This is a genomic window from Thalassolituus sp. (assembly GCF_984348125.1).
The window spans coordinates 142070-164298 of the sequence record NZ_CFHJLR010000006.1 but is presented as its reverse complement, the minus strand read 5'-3'; the positions used below and the strand labels follow the sequence as shown (position 1 = coordinate 164298).

Here is a 22229-nt window from a genome sequence, read left to right as displayed (position 1 = left end):
ATCTCCATTACCATTTGTTTTTCGAAATGTAAGTGACAATCATTACTATTACGTTGGGCGAAACTTTACGGTTCCGTAACTATAAAGTCAATTGCTAATCGGCTCACGACGTCTCAGACCGCGAGCGTCTCATCATGGAAACCTGGACAGGGGCCTTCCCCCAGCTCCTGGCAGCCTATGAGCACAAGGAGCGGTTCTACCACATCTGGGGCTGTGCCACCCGGCGGGATGCTGAGAAGGCGTTGGCTGCCTGGGTTGACGGCATCCCGCAGGGGCAGAAGGAGGTCTGGAAGGATCTCGTTAGCGCCGTCAGTGGCTGGCGTGAGGAGGTGCTGACCTACTTCGAGACCGACATCCCAATCACCAACGCCTTCACGGAGTCGATCAACCGGCTGGCCAAGGACAAGAACCGCGATGGCCGGGGCTATTCATTCGAGGTGATGCGGGCCCGGATGCTCTACACCACCAAGCACAAGAAGAAGACGCCACAGACCAAGGAATCTCCGTTCCTGGGCAAGGCCACCATGACCTACAGCATGGGTCTCCCCGAGGCCGAGAAGAACTACGGCGTCGATCTATCAACCTTCTGGGAGGATTAAGGTTTTGGTGGATCAGAGGGGATCATCAACCACTTAATCCGGATACCCTTATTTTACTGCTTGCTGTAAACAGGCTTAGCGGCGACGTTCATTCCGTAACGATTGCATCACCCGCGCAGTCTGGGGGCGTACCCCGCGCCAGACATAGAATGCCTCAGCGGCTTGCTCGACCAGCATGCCCAGACCATCGATGGTGCGAAGAGCACCGTGATCTTCAGCCCACTGGTTAAACACGGTCGTATTGCTTCCATACATCATGTCGTAGGTCGTTGTATTCTGATGGATGACCGATACAGGTATCGGCGGCATTTCGCCAGCCAGACTGGCAGATGTGCCGTTGATAATCAGATCAAAACTGCCGTCGATATCGGTAAAGCCACAGGCTGAAACACGACCGAGGTCGGCAAAATCTTTTGCCAGCGTCTGCGCTTTTGATTCGGTACGGTTGGCAATGACGACCCCTGCGGGCTGTTGCTCCAGAAGTGGTTGCAGTACTCCCCGAACAGCACCTCCGGCGCCGAGGATAAGGATGCGTTTTCCCTCCAGAACCACCGAGTGGTTAATCATCAGATCTCTGACCAGACCAGCACCGTCGGTATTGTCGGCGAGCAACGTACCATCAGGCATCTTCTTTAACGTATTAACCGCCTCTGCGCGTTTAGCACGGGCGGTTAATTCATTTGCTAAGCGGTAGGCATTCTCTTTGAAGGGAACCGTCACGTTTAATCCGCTGCCACCGTGTTCAATAAAGCGTCTGACTTCACCCTCGAAGTCATCCAATGGTGCCAGCAGCGTTTTGTAAAATAAGTCCTCACCGGTCTGCTCAGCAAAGGCATTCTGAATATCAGGTGACTTGCTGTGCGAGATCGGATTGCCGACTACTGCATAGAGGTCGGTCATTGCGTCTCCTTACTGCTGCCGGTACTACACCCAGTCCCGGTGAGGCAGAAAATCTTTGTAAAGGCGTTCTTCGGGACTACCTGGTTCAGGGTTCCAGTCGTAATCCCAATGCGCGACAGGGGGCATCGACATGAGGATGCTCTCCGTGCGCCCGCCGGTTTGCAGGCCAAAAATAGTACCGCGGTCAAATACCAGGTTGAATTCGACATAACGGCCTCGTCGGTAGCATTGAAACTTACGTTCCCGCTCGCCCCATGGCATGCCTTTGCGGCGTTCTATGATGGGGACCACCGCATCAATATAGCCATTGCCGACCGCCTGCATAAAGGCGAAACTGCGCTCAAAGTCGACTTTACCATCCCAGTTGTTCAGGTCATCGAAGAAGAGGCCACCAACGCCACGGGTTTCATTCCGGTGTTTCAGGAAGAAATACTCGTCGCACCATTTTTTGTATTTCGGGTAAATATCTTCTCCGAATGGGACGCACAGGTCTTTAGACACCTGGTGCCAATGCACCACATCTTCTTCAAATGGGTAATAAGGCGTGAGGTCGAAGCCTCCGCCAAACCACCAGACAGGCTCTTCACCTTCTTTCTCGGCGACGAAGAAACGTACGTTAGCGTGCGAGGTCGGGATGTACGGGTTCTCTGGGTGGATCACCAGAGAGACCCCCATCGCCTGAAAACTACGACCTTCAAGTTCAGGGCGGTTAGCCGTGGCTGATGCTGGCAGTTTGGCGCCGCGAACATGCGAGAAATTTACACCGCCTTTTTCGATGGTGCCGCCGGTGATCACTCGTGTACGACCGCCGCCAGTGAGCGCCATCGGGTTGTTACCTTCCTCTTCGCGGTCCCAGGCGTCTTCGACAAAGGTGGCTTTTCCGTCTGCCGCTTCGAGCGCGGCACAGATTCTGTCCTGCAGGTCGAGCAGGAAAGATTTTACTGCCTGAATATCACATGAAGTGTTGGCCATTGGGTCTCCTGAGTTGCTCAGCGCAAGCGCTGGCCGTCGAGTGTTCGGATTTCAGAGGGTTGGCGTCGTCCGCCCAGCGCACCGGGTAGCAGGCAATTGATACCTGACGGGAAGTACTGCCTGACGCGCAACAGTGTTCGGGCGGGTTCTTTACCTGCCGGATTCGCTGAGGTAGACACCAAAGGGCCCACTTCATTGCAGAGTGCGCGCACCATCGGATGATCGCTGATCCGGATAGCGAGACTGCTGTGTTTGCCACGCAACCAGACAGGTACCGAATCATGGCAGGGCAGAACCCAGGTCACCGGGCCGGGCCAGGTGGCCATGACGGTGTTTCTATCGTCGTCGGACAATGGCTTGATCCAGTCCTGAAACTGCTCCAGCGATGAGCCTACCAGTACGAGGCCTTTATGCTCAGGGCGTGATTTCAGATCAAGGATTCTATGCACTGCCTGCTTATCGGTCGGGTCGCAACCGAGGCCCCAGACAGCTTCCGTCGGATAGGCAATAACGCCACCAGAGCGGATACAACGCAGGGCCTGATGTAAATGCCAGGGATTCACAGAAGGGTTCCGGTAACTTTGATTGAAAAGATTGCGGAACCCTACCTCAAGCCCGGCGTGGCGGCAAGGAGGCGACCTTGAGGTAAGGCATGGTGAATAAGGTAACCTGTTATTTTGGCAGCTTAGACAGTAAAGCTACGGCCTGCTCTGGGGAGAATCCATCCGATGCTGGAGCAAAGCCCATACTGTGTACAGCGAGGCTCAGTTAAGCGCGAGGGTTAGTAGTCTACCTGGTTTCTACTTAGCTTGTTTCTATTTGGTCAGATGAGCCGGTTCCAGGCGGATGAATAACTCGCCTTCGCTTTTTTGCAGGAAACCATCGTAGCAGGCATGTTGCAGTTCCTGCTCCTCATCAGGGAGCCAATGGCGATTGTCGAACTCGATAATCTGATCAATCGAGTCGAGTTCAATACCGTAGGTTCTGCCTGCTGCCCGCAATATCACCACCACGGGCTTAAGCATTTCTTCGAGGCGTGCGGTTGCCTGATCAAATAATCGTAATAACACCTTCAGGGTGGAGTGCTTCTCGTCATTCAGAATGCGGTTGGCCTCTTCGGCTTTATCTTCCTCATGCGCCATTTTCAGCAGCCGGGTCGCCAGAGAATGGATGCGCTTATGTGGCTCATCGAACTGAGCCATGATTTTGTGCAGCTCTTCGTCATGCGCTTTGTATTTGTCGTACCAGAGGCCAAAAGCGCAAAGATGAGGGTCGACTGCCTTTTTGAATTCTTCGCCATGATTGATGCTGTGCTCAAGCGCTGTAATCCAGTCAATGTGATCCTGGCGGCGTTGCTTCAGCATGGAGATTAGCTGTTTACATTCTTCGAGTTGCGAGGTTGAGCCAATCAGACGGCTGAAATTAAACAGAGGAATCTGTGTTCCCTCGTAGGTGAACATACGGCGAATGCCAGATTTGCCGCCGGGCACATCATGTGGGTCGATTGCATCCAGTGTGGTGATGTACTGAATCGAATCCACGGGTAGAGCGTACTTTGCCCGTGGCAGATGGAAGGTAAGATAGCTTCCTGCCACATCTGACTGTGTGGCAACGGCGGTCTGGTTCATCGGTAGCTCCTCCTCATTCGATAAAGTGTAGATCAGGCCGGACGCTTTACCATTCGCGGTATAAGGATTTCACCGTACCCGGCAGTATCCGCCCGGTGCCTGTAACAGCCAGCCTTCAAGTTCCAGCATCAGAAGTTCTCCGAGCAACTCAGATATTGGGCGTGAGCTGCGAAGAGCAATCACGTCGACCGGCGTCGGATTAAAATCAATGTGATTGAGCAGTTCAGGAGCCTCGGCGCTGGGCGTGGCCAGGTCATTGGTGCTTTGGGTGTGCGAAGAGTTGTTTGCTGTATCAGTAAAGCCCGTGAGCCCTGGTTGCTGCGGTGCGTGCCTGGGTAGCTGCTGTTGTTTCTGGTGGGGTTGCTGGAATGGTTGTTGAAATGACATGCCGGTTGAAAGCGTGGCCTCAAGGATTTGCTGCGCGTTTTCGACAAGTAGCGCGCCTTCGCGAATCAGTTGGTGCGGCCCCCGGCTGAGTGGGTTGCCGAGTGCTCCCGGTACTGCCAACACATCTCTGCCCTGATCGGCGGCCATTCGGGCAGTAATCATGGTGCCGCTTTTGATCCCGGCCTCGACCACAAGGGTCGCGCTACTCAGACCACTGATGATGCGATTACGGGATGGAAAGTGGCGCGCCTGAGCTTTGGTGCCGGGGCTGAATTCACTCAGCAACAGGCCATGCTCCACGATACTAGCCGCCAGGCTACGATGTTTTGCCGGATAAATAATATCGGGCCCGGTTCCCATCACGGCAATGGTTGCTCCTGTCGATACCGCACCGCGATGCGCTGCGCCATCAATACCAAGCGCCAGTCCACTGACCACAGCCATTCCGGCAGAGGCAAGTTCAGCCGCGGTATCTATCGTCCATTCGAGGGCGCTTGCAGATGCCCCTCGACTGCCAACCATTGCAATCGCGGGTTGCTGCAGTGCGCTCAGATTGCCTCGATACCAGAGAAAAATGGGCGCATCGCGGAGTATATTCAGGGATTCGGGGTAGCCTGCGGTACCTGCCAGCAATACGCCTTGATTCGGGTGCTGGCACCAGTCTTCCAATATTTCAAAGCCGCGGCTGAGTGCGGCGTCATTGTGCCAGCGGTCTGCCTGTTCGGGCTTCAGGCCAAGCTGGATAAGGTCCCGAGGGCTGCATTGTGACAGGGCTTCCGGATTCGTCAGGCGACTGCGTATTTCGTTTAGGGCGATATTGCCCACGCCAGAAATACTGCGTAAACGCCACCAGGCGAGCAGTGTACTTCGGTCAGGATGAGGAGCGGCAGAGTCGCCGTTGGAGCTATCGGGTGCGTATGTGAGTCCATCCATGGACATGCGGCCTCCGTGGCCTGCCAGACTCACCTCGTCAAAGCGTGAGTCTGTGATTGGTCATTCAGAAATTGTCAGATTTTCGGTGACTCAAAGTAATCGCCTACTTTCAGCGGACGCTGAGCGCGCATGATCAGCGCATAGGACATTTTTTCGTACACACGGAAAACCATCATGCTACCGGCATCCTCTGCTGGCAGACGAATCTTCTCTTTCTCAACCGGGTCGTAGACTACTTCGCCCGCTTTCTTGATCAGCATGACATGCCCGACGTCCATGCCGTCGCGCTCACCGCGGTTAAGAGCAACAACATCGAACTGTCCGACGTGAGATACACCATTGGTCACTGCCAGAATCTCACCAGCAATACGCTGACCCGGAGCCTTAGGAATAAAACGGGATTTCAGTTCGCGGTCTTCTGTTTCGAGCAGACGGTCGCGGGTCGAAACCTGCTGGTTAGTTTTCTCCAGCATCAGGGTGATGACATCGCCCTCAACGGTTTCAACTGAAGCCTTACCGATATCGGTGGCTTCCATACCCAGTACTTCGTCAGTGACTGGATCAACAAAGACGTCGCCTTTACGGAAAATGCCGTAAGCAGAAGCCAGCTGGCCGTCCACTTTGCCACGTGCGTACACCTTGGTTCCGGCGCCCATCAGAACGCGACCGTCGGCACCGCTGACAATATAAGGGGCTTTCGCGAGCTCTTCTGGTTCAACGATGCGGTGATCACGCAGGAAACCCTGAATCGCATCCATCGGGATGGCGGCAATGGCGGCTTCGATAGGTTGAACACGTGCCGAAGGAGACATTTTCACGTCGCCCGGGCGTAGTTTAACGGTGCGGGATGCTTGTCCGCGCTCCATTACAGTTAGTTTTTTCTGGCCATCTACGTCAATCAGGCCGATCATGTCGCCAGGGTAGATAAGGTGAGGGTTGTTGATCTGGTCGTTCTGGTACCAGATTTCAGGCCATTCCCAAGCGTTGCCAGTGAAGCGTTCTGCGATATCCCAGAGGGTGTCACCCTTTTGTACCGTATAGCGCTCAGGGGCGTCAGCTCTGAGTTCCAGTGCGCTTGCACCGGCTGAAAGGCACATCAAACCTGCAACGAGGAGTCGTTTGATGGTTTTGCTCATCCTTTATTCCCTTTATTATTAGCGTTCAGGGTGACGTTGAATTGGCTGCCACGCGGCCATATTAGCAAGTCACTACCATAAAATTCCATAAGTAACGCATTTCTCATGGCCATACTAGATATTCTGGAATTCCCGGACCCACGTCTGCGAACCGTTGCACAACCTGTTAAAGAGGTCGACGCACGAGTGCAGAAAATCGTCGACGACATGTTTGAAACCATGTACGACGCACCCGGCATCGGCCTGGCAGCCACCCAGGTGAACATTCATGAACGCATCATCACGATTGATGTGTCCGAAGACAAAAGCGAGCCACTGGTGTTTATCAACCCGGAAATTACCGTGCTTGATGGCGAGCTGGAGTCGATGCAGGAAGGCTGCCTCTCGGTACCTGGCTTCTATGAAGACGTGACCCGGGTTGAGCATTGCCTGGTGAAAGCCCTCGACCGCAAGGGTGACGCGTTTGAGCTTGAATGTCGCGGCCTGCTGGCGGTATGCATTCAGCACGAAGTCGATCACCTCGAAGGTAAGCTGATGGTCGATTACATCTCTCCGATGAAGCGTAATCGCATCAAAAGTAAGCTGGATAAGAAACACAAAATCGAAGCCCGTCAGGGGAAGCGTTAATACATGGCTTTACGCATTGTTTTTGCCGGTACGCCGGATTTCGCCGCCGTTCACCTCTCTGCGCTGGTTAACAGCGAGCATCAGGTAGTGGGTGTTTACAGTCAGCCAGACCGTCCGGCGGGGCGTGGAAAAAAGCTTCAGCCCAGCCCGGTAAAACAGATTGCGCTTGAGCATGATATCCCTGTGTATCAGCCGCTTAACTTCAAAGACGAAGCCGATGTCGATACGCTCCGTTCACTCAATGCGGACGTTATGGTGGTGGTGGCTTACGGCCTTCTGTTGCCGAAGAGTGTGCTGGATGCGCCGAAGTTTGGCTGTCTTAACGTTCATGCATCGCTGTTGCCACGCTGGCGTGGTGCCGCACCGATTCAGCGCTGTATCGAAGCCGGAGATATGGTCACAGGCATCACTATCATGCAGATGGATGTCGGTCTGGATACTGGCGACATGCTGAGTAAGGTCACGACCGGAATTAATCTCGATGATACCGGCGGCTCACTGCACGACCGCCTGGCTGAGATGGGGCCGGGAGCACTGCTGAAGACGCTGACGGATGTTGAAGCAGGCACCCTGACGCCGGAGCAACAGAACGACGCCGCTGCCTGCTATGCCCATAAACTGAGTAAGCAGGAAGCACTGATTCAGTGGGATGCATCTGCAGACGAGCTGGCCCGCCGGGTTCGCGCGTTTAATCCTTTCCCTATGGCTTATACCCTTCTAGGTGATGAGCGTATCCGGATTCATGCCGCTGTCGCGCTGGAGAAAGCCACGCAACTGGCCCCGGGAACGATTGCACATGTTTCTGCCGACGGGATCGAAGTTGCCTGCAAAGAAGGTGTGCTGAAACTCACCAAGCTACAGCTTGCCGGTAAAAAGCCCATGGCTGTGGCCGACATCATCAACGGCCAGCCGAATCTTTTTCAGCCGTTTTACGTACTTTCTTCTGAGCTCTGATCATGCAGAATCTATACGGGCGCGGTAAAGCCAGTGCCATAACACCGCGTCATGCGGCGACACTTGCTGTGGCTGCGGTCATGTCAGGGCAGTCTCTCAATCAGGCGATTCCTTCGCTCGAAGATCGCATCGAAGACAGCGAACGGGGTTTCTTTCGCGACCTGACGTTAGGCAGCTGTCGCTGGTACTTTCGGCTCAATGCGCTGACTAAGATGCTGTTGAAGAACCCTTTTCCCGAGGAAGATCAGGACCTTCACGCTCTGATGATCGTCGGGCTTTATCAGCTGGTGATTCAAGGCAAAGCGCCTCATGCAGCAGTACATGCCACAGTCGATGTCTGCGAAGAGATGGGCAAGGGCTACGCAAAGCCGGTCATCAACGCCTGCCTGCGCCGTTATGGCCGGGAGTATGAGAGCTTACTGCCACTGCTGGAAGACAACCCTGTAACGGCAACCAGTCACCCGAAATGGCTGGTCAAAATGCTGACCAAAGCCTGGCCTGAACAATGGCCGCAGATCCTCGATGCTAACAATGAGCGCGGCCCGCTATGCCTTCGTGTGAATCAGCGTCACGTCAGCCGGGATGAGTATCTACGGCGTTTACAGGAAGCCGGTATTGAGGCCACCGCAGGTGAACACAGCCGCTCAGCGATTTACCTTGAGGCATCGTGCGATGTCACTACGCTGCCGGGGTTTGCCGATGGTGATGTCAGCGTACAGGACGAAGCTGCGCAGCTGGCAGCACAGATACTGGCGCCAGCAGATGGTGAGTGCGTACTCGATGCCTGTGCTGCTCCGGGTGGTAAAAGCGCTCACCTGCTTGAGTCTGCAGACATACGCCTGATGGCGGTGGATACCGATGAAGCCCGACTTGAGCGTGTGCACGAAAACCTTGAACGTCTGCGACTGAGTGCGGATATCGCCTGCGTCGATATGTGCTCGGACGAACCCTGGTGGGAAGATTACTGCGGCGATGAGCCGGGTTTCGATGCCATTCTTCTGGATGTACCATGTTCAGCAACGGGCGTGATCCGCCGCCATCCGGATATCCGCATGCTGCGCCGCCGCGAAGACATTGCGCAGTTGGTTGAAGTGCAGGCCGATATTTTAGAGCGCGCCTGGCAGATGCTGAAGCCGGGCGGACGCTTGCTATACGCTACCTGCTCGGTGCTGCCTCAGGAAAATAGTGAGCAGATTGTACGTTTTGTTGATGTGCATCCGGATGCAACGCTCGTTACACTGGACAATGACTGGGGAATCGCCTGCATTGCCGGGCGGCAGTTATTTCCGACGCCTCGTGGACACGACGGCTTCTACTACGCGCTCTTGCACAAAACTGCAGACAATAACTGCTGAAGGCAGACGGGACTCTGAGCTGATATGAAGATTATTATCCTTGGCGCCGGACAGGTCGGGGGAACACTGGCAGAAAACCTCTCCAGTGAGAAAAACGATATCACCATTATCGACACAGACACCGATCGCCTGCGCGAACTGCAGGACCGTATCGATGTTAAAACCGTTTATGGTCATGGTTCGTTTCCGCACGTGCTGCGCGACGCCGGGGCCGATGATGCTGACATGCTGGTGGCGGTCACGAATTCTGACGAGACCAATATGGTCGCGTGTCAGGTGGCGTATACGCTGTTCAGAACCCCCACCAAGATTTCCCGTATTCGCTCCAACGCTTACCTTAAGCAGACCGACCTCTTCAATGTTGATGCCTTCCCGATTGATGTACTGATTTCGCCAGAGCAGGTAGTGACAAAGTACATACGCCGCCTGCTGGAGTTTCCGGGGGCACTGCAGGTACTCGACTTTGCCGACGGTAAAGTTCAGCTGGTCGCTGTTAGGGCCTATTACGGTGGCCCTCTGGTCGGTCAGGCGATCTCAACACTCAAAGATCACCTACCTAATGTGGAAACACGTGTAGCTGCGGTGTTCCGTCGCAATACCGCCATTGAGCCCAAGGGTGATACCGTCATCGAAGCCGACGATGAGGTGTTCTTTATTGCGGGTCGTGAGCACATTCACACCGTGATGAGTGAGTTGCGTCGTGCGGAAGACTCATACAAACGAGTCATCATTGCTGGTGGCGGTAACATCGGTTACCGGCTCGCTAAAGCGCTGGAGAAACGCTACCGGCTGAAAATAATCGAGCACAACCCTGAGCGTGCGCGCTACCTGAGTGAAAATCTCGACCGCACCGTTGTCCTGCATGGCAGTGGTACGGATAAAAGCCTGCTCGAAGAAGAGAATATTGAGAATACCGACGTCTTCTGTGCCCTGACCAACGATGACGAGGTGAATATCATGGCCTCGCTGTTGGCGAAGCGCCATGGCGCCCGTAAAGTGATGACCCTGATTAACAAAGCGGCCTACGTGGATCTGGTGCAGGGCGGCATGATTGACGTGGCGATCTCACCACAACAGGCAACCATCGGCAGCCTGCTGACGCATGTTCGTCGGGGCGATGTGGTTAATGTTCACAGCCTGCGCCGTGGCGCTGCTGAAGCCATCGAGGCTATCGCTCACGGTGACAGCATGTCATCTAAGGTGGTCGGGCGTCGTGTGGGTGAAATTAAATTACCGCCGGGCACGACAATCGGTGCCATCGTTCGCGGCGATGACGTCATTATGGGACGCTCTGATGTCGTGGTTGAATCGGATGATCACGTCATTCTGTTTGTGATGGATAAACGCCACATCGCCGATGTGGAACGACTCTTCCAGGTGGGCTTGGGCTTCTTCTGATATGCACTTTACTGTGATTGCCCGGGTACTGGGCATCTTCCTGATGTTGTTCAGCCTGACCATGCTGCCGCCTATGGTTGTATCCATGTGGTACGACGATGGCGCTACCGAAGCCTTCAGCGTCGCTATGTCTCTCGTTCTTGGGATCGGCTTCTTCAGCTGGTTGCCATTTCGCGGTGTTAAAAAAGAACTCAAAACCAGAGACGGATTTATCGTCGCAGCCTTGTTCTGGCTGACGCTGGGTCTGGCAGGCACATTACCTTTTATGCTCGCCGAAAACCCCGGCCTGAGCTTTGCCGATGCCTTTTTCGAATCCCTCTCGGGCTGGACAACCACCGGTGCGACGGTGATGACGGGCCTCGAATATCTGCCGAAATCGATCCTCTGGTATCGTCAGCAACTGCAGTGGCTGGGCGGCATGGGGATTATCGTTCTGGCCGTGGCTATTCTGCCGATGCTCGGTATTGGTGGCATGCAGCTGTTCCGCGCTGAAATGCCGGGCCCTCTGAAAGACTCGAAACTTACTCCGCGTATCACTGAGACTGCGAAAGCGCTCTGGTACATCTACCTGTCGCTGACCATTGCCTGCGCACTGGCTTACTGGCTCGCGGGTATGAACACCTTTGATGCCATCGCGCACAGCTTCTCGACGGTCGGTATCGGGGGCTTCTCAACCTATGACGCGTCCATGGGGCACTTCGACAGCGCACTGATCGAAGCCATTGCCATGTTCTTTATGCTGGTGGCGGCACTTAATTTCTCGCTGCATTTCTATGCCTGGCGGTACAAAACCGTGCGCCATTACTTCGTTGATTCCGAAGTGAAGTTCTTTCTGTTCGTCATGTTTGGTGGTGCATTACTGACCGTCATTGCACTCTGGATGACGGATACCTATGACTTTGGTGGCGCGGTTCGCTACGGCTTATTCGAGCTGGTGTCGGTTGCCACGACGGCTGGCTTCGGCACTGCTGACTTCTCGGTCTGGCCGGTATTCCTGCCTGTACTGCTCTTTATGATGGCATTCATCGGTGGCTGTGCGGGTTCGACCGGTGGTGGCATGAAAGCCATTCGTATCCTGTTGGTATTCAAACAGGGCCTGCGCGAGATTCATCGACTGATTCACCCCAATGCCATCATTCCGGTTAAGCTCGGCAAGCAACCGGTAGCCGACCGGATTCTGGAATCGGTCTGGGGATTCTTCGCGCTCTATGTGGTCACCTTTATGGTGATGATGCTGGCTTTGATGGCGACCGGGCTGGATCAGGTCACCGCGTTCTCAGCCGTTGGCTCCTGCCTCAATAACCTCGGCCCGGGGCTTGGCGAGGTCTCTGCGCACTACGGTAATATCTCCGATACCGCTAAGTGGATTCTGGCCCTGACCATGCTGCTCGGGCGTCTGGAGATTTTCACTTTACTGGTTCTGATTACCCCGAGTTTCTGGCGGAGTTGATGTTGAAAGTTAGGGACAGGGATATGCCTTCTAAGATCAGGTTGCAACGTGTCAGTGATCAGCGTTTGTTCATTGCAATCGCTGCTGTCGTTCCCTTGTTCTTTATCACTTTAGCTTATGTTGAACAGGGCTGGAGTTTGTTTGACCCGAAAGGACAGATTTGCATAGCTGTGTCAGCTCTCCTTTTGACCGCCTACTGGTGGCTACCTTCAGGCTTCTTCCCGAAATCACACAGGGAATCGATTGAGGTTGATCAAAAGAGCCTCCAGATTGTGCGCGGAAAACAGGTATGGAGAGGGAATTTTAGTGATTGGCAGGCGTTCAAGGTTGAAATGGTTGTCAGTCAGCTCGGTTATAACTGTTGCTTGATTTTCTACGGACGTGAGGGGAAGGAATTCAGCTTCTACTTCCGTAACTTTATGGCATCAGAGATTGAAAGGTTTCTGAAGGACACTCCTCTCCGTAAATGGCAATGAATTGATAAGCTAAACCCAATTTTCTACTCGTAGACCAGGAACCCGTTGAAACTCACGCTCGTTATTGGTCACAACGATAAGACCGAGAGAGCGGGCATGCCCTGCGATCATTTGATCGTACGGGCCGATAGGACATCCACTACGAGCAAGTTCAGCCCGGATCTGCCCGACGTGCTGCGCAGCGTGCGCGCCAAAGTCCAGAACTTCCAGTCGGCTCGCAAACGATTCGACAACTTTCAGATTACGCTCGGGATTGGTAGATTTTTCCGCACCGTATAACAATTCCATCAGGGTGATAGAGGATATTGCCATCTGCCCATCGTGTGCATTGAATCTTTCCCGGACCTGCTCAGGTTTGTTTTTAATTGTGTAGATCACGATATTAGTATCGAGCAGATACTTTATCATCAGAAGTCCTCTCGCGATTGCTCCCTCGGTTGTTCACGCTCAGACATAAAGTCATCCGTAGCGCGCAAACCTTCAAACCAACTATCCCAGCTCTCACCAACTGGAGTGATGATGCGTGCGTTTCCGACAGAAAAGATATTCACCTTTTTCACATCGTCCGCAAACTCAAGAGCTCTAGGAATTCTTATCGCTTGATTCTTGTTGTTCGAGAATATGGATGCTTCTGCCATAAAACTAGCCTCACTATACAGAAGGTTGGTTCAGTTAATATGATATTCGATTCAGTATATGTCAACAGCATATACCTGGTGGGATTGATGCTCCGCTGACTAGCGAACGCTGCCGCTGCCTTTAGGAGCGCGGGGTATTTGGTTCAGACGAAGCTTCACCAGGGCATACCCAAACAGATACAGGGTCGCGATCAGAAGTGCGGCGGCAGTACCCAGCTGCAGTCCAAGTAAGGGATAAATCTGAGTGACCGAGACGACGTAAATCACCATAGACACCAGACCCTCAGGGTACTGTTTGACTGTTGCGGCGACAACGGGCGCACCGTAGCTTAGTTGCAATACGATGAGTGTCGGGAAAAAACTAACCGGAAACGCTGCCAATAAGCCCGCCTGTGAGGGGGAAAGCCAGTGCGCCAGCGCGGTAATCCCGAGTACGCTGATGGTAGCCATGACCGCACGGAACAGAATCGCTGGTGCCGGACGTTGCCAGAGGTTGTCGCTGTTCAGTGCGACTTTGGCGTCAGGTACAGACCGGAGAAGCCGGCTTGCTGCGGCGATAAGAGTCAGCATAATCAGCGCGTTCTGCCACCAGTTGGCGTTCCAGTATTGTAGCGGCGCAACCGTCGTCAGAAATGCGCTGAGCGCCAGCAGTGCAGGGATCAATACGTGTCTTGGCCGGTGCCAGCGACGGCTTGCGTATAAGTAGCTGATGGCCAGTGCCAGGCTGCCTGTCAGTCCAATCAGAGTATGTGTCGCGCCTTCCGCTGCGAAATCAGAGCCCAGTTCAAACCCCATAAAGTAGAGAGTGATAGCACTACCCAGCGGGAAGCCGGCCAGTACGCCCGCCCAGGCGGGGCCATAGCGCCGTGCGACAACGGCCAGCATAACGACCGTTAGAAACGTAACCAGTATCTTCGTGAGTAAGAGCAGCAAAAGGAGAACCTCAGACGTAATTCCGCGATGATAGCTGACGCTCAGAGTAGTGTCAGGTGAAGATCAATACAGTAAAACGGGCCATATAGAGGTGTTTGTTATCTTATCGGGTCACTTTGGCGCACCCTGACTAAACTCGCTGGCGAGGCCGTTTAACGGGGCATATTCTGGTTCCTGCAACAGTAGCCAGAGGGATGCGGTACTGGCTTATTCTCGCGAACGACGCAGGGATAAGAACAATGATAATAAAACCAACCGTAAGTCTGGTGGCACTCCTGCTACCAATGTCAGCACTGTCTGAACTGCAATCTCTTGACGAATATGCCATGAGTACAGTTTCCGGGCAGTCCGGGATCAGTATTGAAATGGAAGCTCAGATGGATATCGGTGAAATCATTTATACCGATGAGGGCTCTCTCGCAATTACTGAGGTCTTTCTTGGTGGTGCTGACCGTGATGATCTGTTTGTCGAAGGTTATACCGCAGCCAATGGCGGTACCCCTTTTATTCAGAATGTGTCCTCGCTTCTCGATGACCTGAAGTTGGATATCGATATCTCAGCAGAGGGCGAATTGTCGCTTAAATTTTTCCCGGTTGGTTTTGCCGCACCTGTGGATTTCAGCATCCGTACAGAAGCCTGGGAAATACGCGATGCCGATGGTGCTCCCAAATTTACTCTGATTGATAACTTTAAGATGGACGGCATCTTTACCCAGTTATGGGCCAAAATTGGGTACGACGATGAACTCGGAACAGATCGTCTGAATCTGGAAATGATGATCGGCATCGATGATCTCGACTTTGATATGCCGGCACTTGGTCTGGCGATACGTGACTTCCGCATGACCCGCTCTGACTACGACGACAACCCTAATCTATTGAGTGCCAACGCGCAGATTGAGGCAGATATATACAGCGGCCAGAACTCCCAGGGCGGTGGTGCACTCGCAATCGATAATATCGGGATGAATGCGGATATCACTGTTGGGTCCATTCAGGTAGGTGGACGCTCAATCGGTTCAATGAAAGTCGATAACCTCAATATGGTTGGCGGCAGTCTGAAAATTTACGGCCACTGAAACCCTCCACTCAGTGGGTTTTGCCAGCTTACCAGGGGCGGTAAGCTGGCTTTTTTGTGTCTGGCCCTCTGTCTCTTCTTAGTTGCGAGTTGCCCCACTGATCAAGCTCTGTACAATGCCGGCTTTTCCGCCTGAGTTCTTCGGGTGCGTGTCTTAATAGTAAGTGAGCAGTTACTTATGTTGAATACTCTGAAGCGCGAGTGGTTTTCAAACGTTCGCGGCGATCTCTTGTCGGGCACGGTCGTTGCTCTGGCTTTGATTCCTGAGGCCATTGCCTTTTCTATTATCGCCGGAGTCGACCCGAAGGTCGGCCTTTACGCGTCTTTCTGTATCGCGGTTATCATCGCCATTGTGGGTGGTCGTCCGGGCATGATCTCGGCAGCAACGGGTGCAATGGCGCTGCTGATGGTGACCTTGGTAAAAGAGCACGGTCTGCAGTATCTGCTCGCGGCCTCGCTACTCTGTGGTGTGATTCAGATAGGGGCGGGCTTCTTAAAACTCGGAGACCTGATGCGTTTCGTGTCGCGGTCTGTGGTGACAGGTTTTGTGAATGCACTGGCGATCCTCATCTTTATGGCGCAATTGCCTGAGCTGACGAACGTGACCTGGCATGTATACGCCATGACCGCCGCAGGTCTGGGTATCATCTACCTGTTCCCTTATGTGCCTAAAGTAGGCAGTTGGCTCCCGTCGCCGCTGGTGTGCATTCTTACCATGACAGCCGTTGCGATCTACTTTGGAATCGATGTACGTACCGTGGCTGACATGGGTGAATTGCCGGATACCTTGCCTATTTTCCTCTGGCCAGACGTACCGCTGACGCTGGAAACTCTGTGGATTATTCTGCCGTACTCGGCTGCTCTGGCGGCCGTTGGTTTGCTGGAGTCGATGATGACAGCCACCATCGTTGACGAACTCACCGATACCGACAGTGATAAAAACCGCGAATGTAAGGGGCAGGGTGTGGCTAACATCGGTTCTTCCTTGCTGGGCGGCATGGCAGGTTGCGCAATGATCGGTCAGTCGATCATTAACGTGAAATCCGGAGGACGTGGTCGATTATCCACCTTTGTTGCGGGTCTGTTCCTGTTGATTATGGTGGTCTTCCTTGATGAGTGGATCGGTCAGATTCCGATGGCCGCATTGGTTGCTGTGATGATCATGGTGTCGATTGGCACTTTCTCCTGGGAGTCGGTGATCAACCTTAAGAAACACCCGTTATCCACCAATATTGTGATGCTGGCCACAGTCTCTGTGGTTGTTGCGACGCACAACCTTGCACTGGGTGTACTCGTTGGCGTCCTGCTGGCATCCTTGTTCTTTGCTAACAAGATTGGCCGTTTCATGGTCGTGAAAAGCGAGCAGGATGCACCGGGCGAACGCACCTATAAGGTGATTGGCCAGGTGTTCTTTGCGTCGTCGGATGCGTTCAGTAAGTCATTCGATTTCCGCGAAGCGGCTTCTAAAGTCACTATTGATCTGACGCATGCCCATTTCTGGGATATTACGTCAGTATCTGCTCTGGATAAGGTGGTGATTAAGTTCCGCCGCGAGGGAGCAGAGGTCGAGCTGCTTGGAATGAATGAAGCCAGTGCCACGATTGTCGACCGTTTCGGTGTTCATGATAAGCCGGAAGAAGTCGAGAAAATGATGGCAGGTCACTAACAGGCCGCCATTAACAATCGGTGAGGTTCACGCGCTGGTTTCGCTGTCGAAAGAGAGTGAGAAGGAGTAACGATGAAACAGATTACGGCATGTATTGATGCCTCCCCGGGTGCAATGGCGGTGGTGGATGCCGCTTCCTGGGTCAGCCAGCGCCTGCAACAACCACTGACTCTGCTGCACACTCTTGAGAAGGTCGATAAGAATGCGGCTGACCTTAGTGGCAGCATTGGTTTTGGCAGCCGCGAGCATTTGCTGGAGCAGCTCACTGAGCTGGATGCTCAGCGTGCGAAGCTGGCGATTGAAAGTAGTCGTATCATGCTCGAGTCTGCAGAAAAGCGGGCGAAAGAGCACGGTGCTCAGGACTGCACTGTTCAGCAGCGTCACGGTCGTCTGTCGGAGGAAGTGCTGTCCCTCGTTGACGATACTCGTGTGCTGGTAATGGGACGTCAGGGGGAAGACCATCCGGACCCGACGGTTGCTACGCTGGGCAGTCAGTTGGAGACGGTACTCCGTTCAGTATCCTGTCCGGTGCTGATTACAACGGGCGTATCTTTTCGTACACCTACGCGCTTTATGGTGGCGTATGACGGCAGTGAAGCTGTCGAACGTGCGTTAGATGCGTACGCTGACAGCCCACTTCTGAAAGAAGCAGAGTGTCATCTGGTCATGGTCAACCACACCGATGCAGAGCATGTCGCTAAGTTTACGACTGCACAGCAACGATTGGAGAAAGCTGGCTTTAACGTGGTGACTCGTAAATGCGAGGGCGATGTCCTGTCGATTCTCAATGACTATCAGTTTCGTCATCAGATCGATCTGATTGTGATGGGCGCCTACGGCCACTCGCGTATCCGTCAGTTCTTCGTTGGTTCGCATACCCGCAATATGGTCAGCCACAGCAAAGTACCTATTCTGCTGCTGCGTTAACGTAGTCATGATAGAAGTGCTGCGCTGACAGAAAGAAAAGGGGCCATCGGCCCCTTTTTTATTTTGAGTCTTATCTGACAGCCTTCACTATCGACTGAGGCTCGCTTTGTTGTGACTTCGCCTGTGAAGCCAGAAGTAGAGCACAGGCACAACAAACAAGGTTAATGTGGTTGCCGAGATAATGCCGCCGATCACCACAGTGGCGAGTGGCCGTTGTACTTCTGCGCCAATACCCGTATTTAAAGCCATCGGTACGAAGCCAAGCCCCGCAACCAGAGCTGTCATCAATACCGGGCGCAAACGCATGGTCGCGCCCTGAATGACAGCGTCGCGCAAAGCGACGCCCTGATCACGCAGTTGGCGAATGAAGGTCAGCATGACGAGGCCGTTCAGTACCGAGATTCCGGACAGTGCGATAAAGCCCACGGCCGCTGAGATAGACATAGGCATTCCTCTCAACCACAGCAGGAATATTCCGCCGGTCAGGGCCAGTGGTACACCGCTGAAGATAATTAAGGCACCGCGCAGATTCCCGAACGCCGAGATCAGCACGAACAGGATAAGCGCCAGAGTGGCTGGTACCACCCAGCGCAGCCTTGCTTCGGCTGACTGGAGTTGCTCGAAAGTGCCGCCGTATTCCAGCCAGTAACCGCTGGGTAAACTCACCTCTGAGGCCGCTTTCTGCCGGACCTCTTTGACGAAACTGCCGAGATCACGACCACGCACATTGGCACTGACGACGATGCGACGCTTGCCGTTTTCGCGACTGATTTGTGCCGGAGCTGGCGCGAGAACGACATCCGCGACTTCGCTCAGAGGCACAAATCCGCCATCAGCGAGCGGTATAGGAAGCGCTTTGATCAGGTCTGCATTCTCGCGCAGAGGCTCGGGAAACCTGACGACCAGGGGAATGCGTTGGTCCCCACGATAGATCAGCCCCGCTTGCTGTCCGCCGACAGCCGTCGATAGCAGAGACTGAATATCATCGACCGTCAAACCATAGGCCGCCAATTTCTGGTGGTTTGGATGAAGTGTCAGCACGGGTAGCCCTGTGACCTGCTCGACCCGGACATCGGCGCTACCGTCCACTGAGTTAAGCAGGGCAGCAACCTCATTCGCTGCAGTAAGAAGCTGGCTCAGGTCATCACCGAACACTTTGACGCCAAGGTCGGCGCGTACTCCAGAGATCAGTTCGTTGAAGCGCATCTGGATGGGCTGAGTGAATTCATAGTTATTACCCGGGAGTTCCCGCACGCTGGCTTCAATCTGCTCTACCAGATCCGCTTTATGCCGCTCCGGGTCCGGCCATTGTGCCTTGGGCTTGAGGATGATGAAGGTATCCGCGACATTGGGCGGCATAGGGTCGGTCGCGATCTCCGGTGTGCCAAGCCGGGAGAAAACAGTCTTAACTTCAGGGAAGGTAAGAAGGCGCTCCTCAAGTAATACCTGCATATCTAACGACTGTTGTAGAGAGGTGCCGGGAATACGCAAGGCATGGAGTGCAATATCCCCTTCATCCAGCTGAGGAATGAATTCTGAACCGAGGCGAGTGCTGAGAATCACGGCGCCAACGATAAGCAGGGCGGCAGAGCCGATCAAGATCACAGGAGCCCGCAAGGCAGTGCGCAGAAGTCGCTCATAAAGTGACTGGTAGCCGTATCGCTTTGATTCGACAGACGACGCGCCAGATGGCTCGGTATGATGAACGCCTGTCCCGTTCCTCAGAAACACAGCGATAGCGGCAGGCACCAGCGTGATACTGATGATCATGGCGGAGAGCAGGGCGATCACCACGGTCGCTGCCATCGGATGAAACATCTTTCCTTCGATGCCGGTGAGGCTGAAGATGGGGATATACACCAGAGTGATGATGGCGACGCCGAACAGGCTGGGTTTCATCACCTCTGCGGTTGCTGAGTACACCAGTTCAAGACGCTCGCGCAAGGTCAGGGCTGACCCGCTGGCGCTCAGGCGCCTCACGCAGTTTTCGACGATGATGACAGCGCCATCAACGATCAGGCCGAAGTCCAGAGCGCCCAGACTCATGAGGTTGGCAGATACGCCGGCCTGAACCATGCCGGTGATTGTTGCCAGCATCGCCAGAGGGATAACCGCGGCGGTAATCAGTGCTGCACGCAGATTGCGCAACATGATGAACAAAACAAAAATAACCAACAAAGCGCCTTCAAGTAGGTTGGTCTGTACCGTCGCCAGCGTCTTGCCCACCAGGTCTGTGCGGTTGTAAACGACTTCGGTCGTCACGCCATCGGGGAGACTGGTTGCGATATCTTGCAGGCGGCGTTTAAGCGCTTCCGCAACCTCTTTCGGGTTTTCCCCCATCAGCATCATGGCACTGCCCAGTACGGTTTCTGAGCCACCGCGTGTCGCCGCGCCTGTGCGTAACTCTTCGCCCTGAGTGACCTCAGCAAGGTCCCGGATGCGCACAATGGCCGTACCGTTGCGAGCCACCACGGTATCGCGGATATCTTCTATCGACTTCAGTTGACCGACGGCTCTTACCAGCTGTTGTTCCCCATGGACTTCGATATAGCCTGCGCCACGATTGCTGTTGTTGCGCCTGATCGCGGAGACCAGCTGAGGCACCGTGATCTGGTGTTGCAGTAACAAGGCTGGGTCAGGGCGGATATGAATCTGCTCTTCGAAGCCACCGCTGGTATTGATCTCGGCGACGCCCGCAACCTGAGCCAGTTGCGGGCGTATTATCCAGTCCTGCACGGTACGCAAAGCCATTGCATCGTACGGGCTGCCATCCGGCTGACGAGCATCGCTGTCGGCCGTGACGGTATAACTGAAGATTTCACCCAGTCCGGTACTGATTGGCCCCATCACCGGCTTCAGACCTTCAGGTAGGGCGTCGCTGATTTGGCCCAGTCGCTGATCAATCAGATTTCGTGCGTGATAGATATCAGTGCCGTCTTTGAAGACGACCGTCACCTGTGACAGGCCGTAGCGCGATAAAGAGCGCGTATATTCGAGTTGTGGCAAGCCGTAGAGCGCAGTTTCTACCGGAAACGTCACCCGTTGCTCGGCTTCCAGAGGCGAGTATCCGGTAGCTTCCGTATTAATCTGAACCTGAACGTTGGTGATGTCCGGTACAGCATCAATGGGTAAATAGCGATAACTCCAGAGTCCGGCGGCAATCAGAACCAGGCTGGAGGCCAGCATCATGAAGCGTCGCTCCACTGCCAGCCGTATTATGGCATTCAGCATGTGACCTCCTTAGTGCTGATGGGCAGCACCGGATTTTCCGATGTCTGCTTTTATCAGGTAGCTGTTGTCGGTCACGTATTCTTCGCCCGGATTCAGCCCGGCCGTTATTTCGGTGAACTTCTCGTCACTGGCGCCGGTGGTAACCGGGCGTGCCTGGTACTCGCCGTCGTGATGTACAAACACCACGGTATTGCCTTCGTGGGTTTGCAGAGCACGATTCTCGACTCTTACCTGCGCGACGGTTTCGGCGGTTGTGATGTGAACAAGTGTCACCTCGCCCGGCGTCAGGTCGTCATGTGAGTTGGACACCTTAGCCCGCGCTCGCCAGTAGGGCCGGCCATGAGCGGGAGGGGCAATGGAATCGATCTGTGTCGAGATATTGTGGGCAGGCAGAGTTACTGGCTGTCCAGCTGCAACCTGAGTCCTTTGAGATGGGTGTACTGGGATTTCCAGCCAGAGCCCGGACAGGTCAACGATCACAAATAAGGGTTCGCTGCTCGCCAGGTTGCCTGACGCCGCATGGCTGTCGCTGATAACGCCTGAAATCGGTGATCTGACCTCATAGCGACTCAGGCTTTCATTGCTTTCGATGGTGGCCAGTGTTTGCCCTTTCTTAACGCTATCGCCGGGGGCGACCCGGACATCGGTAATCAGGCCGGGAAAGCGCCCGCTGAGCTGGATCTCCTGTTGAGGCGGTACTACCAGAGTCGCGAAGATGGGGAGTGTTTCGTTTACAGCACCAGACGATGCAACCGCCGTTATGATGCCGTTTGCGGTGGCCATCGCAGCAGAGATCTTCGTCGTCTCGCTACTATTATCATGCTCATGCTCATGCTCATGCTCTTGGTCATGACTATGCTGAAGCGCGCCGCGATAAATAGCGCTTGATCCTTGCGATAAATTAGCCCCAGCATCCATTGCCGAGGCTGCAACAGAATTGC

20 protein-coding genes and 1 pseudogene are annotated in these 22229 nt (G+C 54.2%); 10 read left to right on the top strand and 11 right to left on the bottom strand.

The window, feature by feature from the left end; genetic code table 11:
* Window positions 1-101: 101 nt before the first annotated feature.
* Window positions 102-599 (top strand): annotated as a pseudogene (locus AC5E51_RS06655) (ISL3 family transposase); the annotation flags it as partial.
* A gap of 75 nt (window positions 600-674) precedes the next feature.
* Here AC5E51_RS06655 and aroE read toward each other — a convergent pair.
* The 6 genes from aroE to AC5E51_RS06625 all read right to left on the bottom strand — a co-directional run bounded on the left by aroE (window position 675) and on the right by AC5E51_RS06625 (window position 6555).
* A complete protein-coding gene (aroE, locus tag AC5E51_RS06650; RefSeq protein ID WP_068435095.1) occupies window positions 675-1499 on the bottom strand; it encodes a shikimate dehydrogenase in 825 nt (274 codons plus the stop codon).
* Window positions 1500-1523: 24 nt separating this feature from the next.
* A complete protein-coding gene (gene hemF / locus AC5E51_RS06645; RefSeq protein ID WP_068435093.1) occupies window positions 1524-2471 on the bottom strand; it encodes an oxygen-dependent coproporphyrinogen oxidase in 948 nt (315 codons plus the stop codon).
* A 17-nt stretch (window positions 2472-2488) separates the two neighbouring features.
* Window positions 2489-3034, bottom strand: a complete 546-nt coding sequence (gene tsaC, locus AC5E51_RS06640) for an L-threonylcarbamoyladenylate synthase type 1 TsaC (protein ID WP_068435091.1) — start codon at window positions 3032-3034, stop codon at window positions 2489-2491.
* Window positions 3035-3286: 252 nt separating this feature from the next.
* A complete protein-coding gene (locus AC5E51_RS06635; RefSeq protein WP_301377865.1) occupies window positions 3287-4099 on the bottom strand; it encodes a chemotaxis protein CheW in 813 nt (270 codons plus the stop codon).
* A 69-nt stretch (window positions 4100-4168) separates the two neighbouring features.
* Window positions 4169-5419, bottom strand: a complete 1251-nt coding sequence (dprA, locus tag AC5E51_RS06630) for a DNA-processing protein DprA (protein WP_301377866.1) — start codon at window positions 5417-5419, stop codon at window positions 4169-4171.
* A gap of 74 nt (window positions 5420-5493) precedes the next feature.
* On the bottom strand, window positions 5494-6555 hold the full coding sequence (locus tag AC5E51_RS06625) for a LysM peptidoglycan-binding domain-containing protein (protein WP_297533322.1): 1062 nt from the start codon (window positions 6553-6555) through the stop codon (window positions 5494-5496).
* Between the two features lie 105 nt (window positions 6556-6660).
* Here AC5E51_RS06625 and def point away from each other — a divergent pair, with 105 nt between their 5' ends.
* Genes def through AC5E51_RS06595 form a run of 6 tightly spaced genes read left to right on the top strand, consistent with a single transcriptional unit; the run spans window position 6661 to window position 12815 of the window.
* Window positions 6661-7182, top strand: coding sequence for a peptide deformylase (gene def / locus AC5E51_RS06620; protein WP_301377867.1), 522 nt, complete (start codon window positions 6661-6663; stop codon window positions 7180-7182).
* A 3-nt stretch (window positions 7183-7185) separates the two neighbouring features.
* The gene (fmt, locus tag AC5E51_RS06615; RefSeq protein ID WP_301377868.1) at window positions 7186-8136 is read left to right on the top strand and encodes a methionyl-tRNA formyltransferase; all 951 of its coding nucleotides are present in this window, start codon (window positions 7186-7188) and stop codon (window positions 8134-8136) included.
* A gap of 2 nt (window positions 8137-8138) precedes the next feature.
* A complete protein-coding gene (rsmB, locus tag AC5E51_RS06610; RefSeq protein ID WP_297533323.1) occupies window positions 8139-9491 on the top strand; it encodes a 16S rRNA (cytosine(967)-C(5))-methyltransferase RsmB in 1353 nt (450 codons plus the stop codon).
* A gap of 24 nt (window positions 9492-9515) precedes the next feature.
* On the top strand, window positions 9516-10889 hold the full coding sequence (gene trkA / locus AC5E51_RS06605; RefSeq protein ID WP_068435082.1) for a Trk system potassium transporter TrkA: 1374 nt from the start codon (window positions 9516-9518) through the stop codon (window positions 10887-10889).
* A gap of 1 nt (window position 10890) precedes the next feature.
* Complete coding sequence (locus tag AC5E51_RS06600; protein WP_068435081.1) at window positions 10891-12339, top strand: TrkH family potassium uptake protein; 1449 nt, start codon at window positions 10891-10893, stop codon at window positions 12337-12339.
* 23 nt (window positions 12340-12362) lie between these two features.
* The gene (locus AC5E51_RS06595) at window positions 12363-12815 is read left to right on the top strand and encodes a hypothetical protein (RefSeq protein WP_297533324.1); all 453 of its coding nucleotides are present in this window, start codon (window positions 12363-12365) and stop codon (window positions 12813-12815) included.
* A 9-nt stretch (window positions 12816-12824) separates the two neighbouring features.
* On the opposite strand, the gene vapC is transcribed toward AC5E51_RS06595, so the two are convergent.
* From vapC to AC5E51_RS06580, 3 genes are all read right to left on the bottom strand, one after another.
* Window positions 12825-13223 (bottom strand): type II toxin-antitoxin system tRNA(fMet)-specific endonuclease VapC, encoded by a 399-nt coding sequence (vapC, locus tag AC5E51_RS06590; protein WP_297533325.1) that lies wholly within the window; start codon window positions 13221-13223, stop codon window positions 12825-12827.
* A complete protein-coding gene (gene vapB, locus AC5E51_RS06585) occupies window positions 13223-13453 on the bottom strand; it encodes a type II toxin-antitoxin system VapB family antitoxin (RefSeq protein WP_297533326.1) in 231 nt (76 codons plus the stop codon). The genes vapC and vapB overlap by 1 nt, the downstream gene beginning before the upstream one ends.
* 99 nt (window positions 13454-13552) lie before the next feature.
* Complete coding sequence (locus AC5E51_RS06580; RefSeq protein ID WP_297533327.1) at window positions 13553-14386, bottom strand: hypothetical protein; 834 nt, start codon at window positions 14384-14386, stop codon at window positions 13553-13555.
* Window positions 14387-14625: 239 nt separating this feature from the next.
* Between AC5E51_RS06580 and AC5E51_RS06575 the strand changes: the two genes are divergently transcribed.
* The 3 genes from AC5E51_RS06575 to AC5E51_RS06565 all read left to right on the top strand — a co-directional run bounded on the left by AC5E51_RS06575 (window position 14626) and on the right by AC5E51_RS06565 (window position 18057).
* Window positions 14626-15465 carry a DUF6160 family protein gene (locus tag AC5E51_RS06575; protein ID WP_491778339.1) on the top strand — a complete coding sequence of 280 codons (840 nt, stop codon included), beginning with the start codon at window positions 14626-14628 and terminating at the stop codon, window positions 15463-15465.
* A 177-nt stretch (window positions 15466-15642) separates the two neighbouring features.
* Complete coding sequence (locus tag AC5E51_RS06570; protein WP_068435962.1) at window positions 15643-17130, top strand: SulP family inorganic anion transporter; 1488 nt, start codon at window positions 15643-15645, stop codon at window positions 17128-17130.
* A gap of 72 nt (window positions 17131-17202) precedes the next feature.
* Complete coding sequence (locus AC5E51_RS06565) at window positions 17203-18057, top strand: universal stress protein (RefSeq protein ID WP_301377869.1); 855 nt, start codon at window positions 17203-17205, stop codon at window positions 18055-18057.
* 87 nt (window positions 18058-18144) lie between these two features.
* Here the strand turns inward: AC5E51_RS06565 and AC5E51_RS06560 are convergent, their stop codons facing one another.
* Together AC5E51_RS06560 and AC5E51_RS06555 are read right to left on the bottom strand one after the other, a co-directional pair.
* Window positions 18145-21288, bottom strand: coding sequence for an efflux RND transporter permease subunit (locus tag AC5E51_RS06560; protein WP_301377870.1), 3144 nt, complete (start codon window positions 21286-21288; stop codon window positions 18145-18147).
* A 9-nt stretch (window positions 21289-21297) separates the two neighbouring features.
* Entirely contained in the window at window positions 21298-22206 is a 909-nt protein-coding gene (locus AC5E51_RS06555; protein WP_491778338.1) for an efflux RND transporter periplasmic adaptor subunit, read from the bottom strand.
* Window positions 22207-22229 lie beyond the last annotated feature (23 nt).

Coding starts and splice junctions, on each gene's coding strand:
- AC5E51_RS06600 (WP_068435081.1), top strand. CDS start 10,891: ATGCACTTTACTGTGATTGCCCGGGTACTGGGCATCTTCCTGATGTTG.
- hemF (WP_068435093.1), bottom strand. CDS start 2,471: ATGGCCAACACTTCATGTGATATTCAGGCAGTAAAATCTTTCCTGCTC.
- AC5E51_RS06570 (WP_068435962.1), top strand. CDS start 15,643: ATGTTGAATACTCTGAAGCGCGAGTGGTTTTCAAACGTTCGCGGCGAT.
- fmt (WP_301377868.1), top strand. CDS start 7,186: ATGGCTTTACGCATTGTTTTTGCCGGTACGCCGGATTTCGCCGCCGTT.
- AC5E51_RS06565 (WP_301377869.1), top strand. CDS start 17,203: ATGAAACAGATTACGGCATGTATTGATGCCTCCCCGGGTGCAATGGCG.
- trkA (WP_068435082.1), top strand. CDS start 9,516: ATGAAGATTATTATCCTTGGCGCCGGACAGGTCGGGGGAACACTGGCA.
- dprA (WP_301377866.1), bottom strand. CDS start 5,419: ATGGATGGACTCACATACGCACCCGATAGCTCCAACGGCGACTCTGCC.
- AC5E51_RS06625 (WP_297533322.1), bottom strand. CDS start 6,555: ATGAGCAAAACCATCAAACGACTCCTCGTTGCAGGTTTGATGTGCCTT.
- def (WP_301377867.1), top strand. CDS start 6,661: ATGGCCATACTAGATATTCTGGAATTCCCGGACCCACGTCTGCGAACC.
- rsmB (WP_297533323.1), top strand. CDS start 8,139: ATGCAGAATCTATACGGGCGCGGTAAAGCCAGTGCCATAACACCGCGT.
- vapC (WP_297533325.1), bottom strand. CDS start 13,223: ATGATAAAGTATCTGCTCGATACTAATATCGTGATCTACACAATTAAA.
- AC5E51_RS06560 (WP_301377870.1), bottom strand. CDS start 21,288: ATGCTGAATGCCATAATACGGCTGGCAGTGGAGCGACGCTTCATGATG.
- AC5E51_RS06555 (WP_491778338.1), bottom strand. CDS start 22,206: ATGGATGCTGGGGCTAATTTATCGCAAGGATCAAGCGCTATTTATCGC.
- vapB (WP_297533326.1), bottom strand. CDS start 13,453: ATGGCAGAAGCATCCATATTCTCGAACAACAAGAATCAAGCGATAAGA.
- AC5E51_RS06635 (WP_301377865.1), bottom strand. CDS start 4,099: ATGAACCAGACCGCCGTTGCCACACAGTCAGATGTGGCAGGAAGCTAT.
- AC5E51_RS06575 (WP_491778339.1), top strand. CDS start 14,626: ATGATAATAAAACCAACCGTAAGTCTGGTGGCACTCCTGCTACCAATG.
- aroE (WP_068435095.1), bottom strand. CDS start 1,499: ATGACCGACCTCTATGCAGTAGTCGGCAATCCGATCTCGCACAGCAAG.
- AC5E51_RS06595 (WP_297533324.1), top strand. CDS start 12,363: ATGCCTTCTAAGATCAGGTTGCAACGTGTCAGTGATCAGCGTTTGTTC.